Here is a 4,621-nt window from a genome sequence, read left to right on the forward strand (position 1 = left end):
GTCGTCGTTTTGGACTAGGTCGAAGCTGGGCCTACTTCGGTTCGGTCGGCGCGCCGGGCGTGGTGGTCGAGCCGGGCAGGTTCGAGCCCGGCGCGGGGGTGGCGGCCTCCGGCATGGTCGGTGGGGTGGACGGCATGCTGGTCGAGGAGTCCGACGGCATGCTGGTCGACGCCGGCGGGTTCACCGCGGAGTCGGTGGTGGTCGTCGTGGTCGTGGTGGTCGAGGCCGCCGGGGCCGTGGCCGAGGTGTCGGTCGAGGCGCCGGTCGAGGCCGCACCGCCCCACCAGTCCGTGCTGGCCCGCGCCTTGGGCGAGGCCTTCAGATAGGCGTCCAACTGGGCGTAGGGGATCGGCTGCTTGGGGCTGGTTGAAGCTTGCGGCGCGGCCGAAGCGGCCCCGGAGACGAGCACGGCCAGGGCGGCGCCGGCGGCGAGGGTTCTGATCATCATGGAAATTTCCTCCAGAACTGGCGCGCCGACGAGGCGCGTCGCTCAACAAAACCCCTCGGCGTGGCCGATGTTCACAGCTTGACCTTCGCCGGGCGCGGAACCCGGTCCCTCCCGCCCGGGTTCCGCTGGCCAGTTCGGCTTTCACGCCAAGATGATCGCGAAGGCGCGGAGCCTTGCGTGATCACGCTTACGGGACTTGGCGGGCAATGGCGTTCGCTGGGAACTGGAGTAGCTTGATCTGGCGAAACTGATCCCGATCTTTCAGGAACAGATCGCGGATGCGTGGCCCGCTTGGGTCGCGCGCGTTGTCCGGGATGGAGAAAAGCATGCCCCAAACGCCCGTCGAGAAGCCTCACATCGTCCTTTCGCACGAGATGCTGATGCCGTTGCAGCCGCTTCTCGAGGGGGCGTACCAGGTGCACCGGCTGTGGGACTATCCCGACCGCCTGTCGTTCCTGGACGGGCCGGGGCGACAAGTGCGGGCGATCGTCCACGCGGGCGAAATGGTGCTGACCAAGGATTTGTTGTCGGAGATGCCCAGGCTGGGCCTGATCGCCTGTGTCAGCGTCGGCTATGACGGCGTCGACGTGCCGTGGTGCAAGCAGCACGGCATCGCCGTCACCCACTCGACGGGCCTCAACGCCGCCGACGTCGCCGACCACGCCGTGGGCCTGGTGCTGGCCGCCTGGCGCGGCATCGTCGAGGGCGACCAAAAGCTGCGCAGCGGTCACTGGACCAGCATGGAGCGGATGAGCCCTCGTCACGGCCTGCGCGGCCGCAAGGCGGGGATCGTCGGCCTGGGCCATATCGGCGAGGCCGTGGCCCGGCGCCTGGAGGCGTTCGAGCTGAAGGTCTCGTGGTGGGCGCCGCGTCCCAAGGAAACCGAGCGTCCGCGCGCCAAGAGCCTGCTGGACCTGGCCCGCGACAGCGACATCCTGGTGGTCTGCGCCCGCCCGGACGCGGGAAACCGCCACCTGATCAATCAGGCGGTCATCGAGGCGCTGGGACCGCAGGGCCTGCTGGTCAACGTGGCCCGCGGCTCGCTGGTCGACGAGGACGCCCTGATCGCCGCCCTCAAGGACGGCCGTCTGGGCATGGCCGGGCTGGACGTGTTCGACCACGAGCCGACGCCCGCCTCACGCTGGGCGGGCGTGCCGCACACCGTGCTGACGCCCCACACCGCCGGGGCCACCCTGGACAGCATCCCGGCCATGGTCGGGCTGACGGTCGAGAACCTGCGACGGTTCTTCAAGGGCGAGACCCTGGCCTCGCCGGTGGACGTCTAGACCTCGTTCCGGAACGTGGCGGTACGCCTTGCTCTATTAGGTTGAGTGTTGTTAAGCTTCTCTCGTCTTAGGGGGGCACACAATGCAAGTCGGTCGGACGATGCGTTTCTTAGTTCTGCCGGCCGTGCTGGCCGGAGCCATGTCCACGGGATGTCAGGCCGCCCAAGCGCTGCCATCGCCCGCGCCGCTGCCGCCGCTGCCGCCCGGATGCAGTGATTTCATGAAGGGCAGAGTCTGCCCGACGACGGGCTCCCTTGTCCTCCGGACCGGTGCGACGCCTTCCGACTATTATGGATACGTCAAAGCCAAGACGGATGTGAAATTCGCGCCCAAGGACAAGGCGAGCCCGGTGGTGGCGTTCTTTACCAAGCTGATGGGAGGCAAGGAAAACTACACCGCCAAGATCGAGCTTGAGCTGCGCCTTAAAGCCAATAACCAAGAGCGATCTCTTGGCACCTATTCACTGCTCGGCCTCAAGGTGGTCAATGGCGGGGTCCAAAATCAGACTGACGCCTCGGTCGACGTTCTTCCGCTCAGCCGGATCACGGAAGACTTCTCCCTGCGCCAGAACGCCCAGGTGGTCGCGATCTTCCGCACGAGCGTCACCGAGGACACCTCGATCTCCGTGGCCCAGTTCCTGGGCAATGTGGCGCCTTTAACCGCGGCGGCGGGCGGCGGCTTGGCCACGTTCTTGGCGTCTTCCACGGTGACCAGCATCACGCCGATCGCCGACAACTTGCTCAGCAACAAGGAGATCCGCACGATCGAATTGCGCACCATCCTTGGCGCGGCGAACGGCGAGGGTAAGACGGTGGTGTTCACGGCGCCGTCGGCGGGCGGCGTTTCTGCGTCTGACTTCAATCTGACGCTGACTCTGACGCCAAAGTCATCTCTGCTGAAGGAGGTGGAGCCCGACCAGGCGCTTCAGTGGGACAGTTCAATCAGCAATCCCGAAACCCAGATTGTCGTGGATAAGGAGACGCTGGGCAAGTTTCTGACCAATCGTGGGGTTCCGGTCAGTGTGTCGCTGATCGTACCTACCACGCCGACGCCCCCCACACTGAAGGCGCGCGTGCAACAGACCTGCAAGCTGCTAGCCGACAACCTCACCGCGCCTGGTTACATCCCGCTCAACCAGTTCGACTCCGAGGTGGTGATCTACCAGCGCCTCAAGGAAGCGGAATTGAATGATGAGGGGTTGAGTGCGACCTGCATACAGGATCGCCAAAGACCCGAGGGTGTCTGGACTAAATTTGGCATTCCTCCGCTCGTTGAGGCGCCTCCAGCGCTTGTCGTTTCGAAAGACGCGGCGGCGGCGATGTTCAAGAAGCTGAACCTGGCGCTGGTGAAGGCCACGCCCGTTGACCGTAGGGAGGCGTTGAACGGCATCAAGAAGGAAGCCTTCCTGATGACCGCCGACATGCGGCTGTTCCCGGGCCAGGCGGACGATTTCGAGCGGATCGGCGAGACGGACTACGGCAGGGTTTCGGGAATGAAGGTGTTATCGAATCTGAAGTCGTGTGCTTTGGGCGCGTATTACAAGACTCCGGCCGATGCGCTCGTCACCAATCGTTGGAGCGCCTTGCTGCTGCCGGACGGTAGTTCGCGTATCTTATCGCTGAATGTGGAATTTGGCCGCGATGATACGGGCTTAGTGTTCAGCAGCATCAGAATCCAAGCGCGGCCCGATCCAGATCTCCAGTCCGATAGCGCCAACCCGATCCACGACATCAAGGGGAGCGATTTCGCCAAGGATCCGGACGTCCAGAAGCTGTTGGCCGACAGCGCGCCGGCGGTCTGTACCTAGGCTCTCGCGCTGGTATCGGTCTTGCCGCAGACTTGGGTCCACGAGCGGAAGGGAGAGTTTGACCATGGCGAAGGTCTTGGGCTTGGGCGGCGTGTTCTTCAAGGCGGACGATCCCGCCGCCGTGGGCGCCTGGTACGCTCGGGTATTGGGGTTCGAGGTGTCCGAGTGGGGCGGGGTGGCGTTCAAGCCGACGCGAGTCGGCGGCACGAACTGGTCGCCGTTCGCCGCCGACACCCGCTATTTCGAACCGTCGCGGGCGTCGTTCATGATCAACTTCATCGTCGACGACCTGGACGGCGTGCTGGCCAAGGCGGCCGCCGAGGGCGTGGAGCCGACCGGCCGCCAGGACGAGGACATGGGGCGGTTCGCCTGGCTGATCGACCCGGCCGGGGTCAAGATTGAGCTCTGGGAGCCGTCGAAGGCGCCCTCAGAGGCATAGTTTTGCCGCGTCGGTCGGATCGAGGTGCGTCGTTGCGCGGGTGAGCGGGCTCGGATTTGGCTTGCCAAATCGGACATAAAGATATCTTTATGTCCCAATGAAGGTATCGTCCGAACAGGTCGTGGATCTGCTGCGCGCGGCGGGAGAGTCCACCCGTCTGCGGGTGCTGGCTCTGCTGGCGGCCGAAGAGCTGTCGGTGCTGGAACTATGCCGAATCCTCGACCAGAGCCAGCCCCGGGTTTCGCGGCATCTGAAGCTGCTGGCCGAGGCCGGACTGGTCGAACGCTTTCCGGACGGGGCCTGGGTGTTCTATCGCCTGGCCCTGAAGTCGCCCGGTCGGGCCGTGATCGATCGCGCCCTGGACCTGATCGATCCGCAGGATCCCGTCGCCCAGGGCGACGCCGAGCGGCTGACCCTGGTGCGCGCTGAACGCACGGCGGGCGCCCAGGCCTATTTCGCCCGCAACGCCGCGCGCTGGAACGAGATCCGCTCGCTGTACGTCGACGAGGCCGAGGTCGAGGCCGCCATCTTGCAGGCGGCGGGCGAGGGGCCCTTCGACGAGATGGTCGACCTGGGCGCGGGCTCGGGCCGCATGTTGACCCTTCTGGGTCGGCGCGCCGGCGCGGCTCTGGGTCTGGATC

5 protein-coding genes are annotated in these 4,621 nt (G+C 65.5%); 4 read left to right on the forward strand and 1 reads right to left on the reverse strand.

Translation table 11 applies throughout. The features are described from left to right. Positions 1–31 precede the first annotated feature (31 nt). A complete protein-coding gene (locus AC1DZ6_RS19400) occupies positions 32–448 on the reverse strand; it encodes a hypothetical protein (protein WP_477098779.1) in 417 nt (138 codons plus the stop codon). A gap of 326 nt (positions 449–774) precedes the next feature. Between AC1DZ6_RS19400 and AC1DZ6_RS19405 the strand changes: the two genes are divergently transcribed. The 4 genes from AC1DZ6_RS19405 to AC1DZ6_RS19420 form a co-directional block, all read left to right on the forward strand. Continuing rightward, positions 775–1,734 carry a 2-hydroxyacid dehydrogenase gene (locus tag AC1DZ6_RS19405; RefSeq protein ID WP_477098780.1) on the forward strand — a complete coding sequence of 320 codons (960 nt, stop codon included), beginning with the start codon at positions 775–777 and terminating at the stop codon, positions 1,732–1,734. Positions 1,735–1,816: 82 nt separating this feature from the next. After that, the gene (locus tag AC1DZ6_RS19410) at positions 1,817–3,541 is read left to right on the forward strand and encodes a hypothetical protein (RefSeq protein WP_477098781.1); all 1,725 of its coding nucleotides are present in this window, start codon (positions 1,817–1,819) and stop codon (positions 3,539–3,541) included. Between the two features lie 64 nt (positions 3,542–3,605). Then, the gene (locus tag AC1DZ6_RS19415; RefSeq protein WP_477098782.1) at positions 3,606–3,980 is read left to right on the forward strand and encodes a VOC family protein; all 375 of its coding nucleotides are present in this window, start codon (positions 3,606–3,608) and stop codon (positions 3,978–3,980) included. Positions 3,981–4,077: 97 nt separating this feature from the next. Next, positions 4,078–4,621 (forward strand): metalloregulator ArsR/SmtB family transcription factor (locus AC1DZ6_RS19420; RefSeq protein WP_477098783.1); only part of this gene is annotated, 544 nt, incomplete at its 3' end.

The organism is Caulobacter sp. P1_B12_2, from assembly GCF_056406675.1.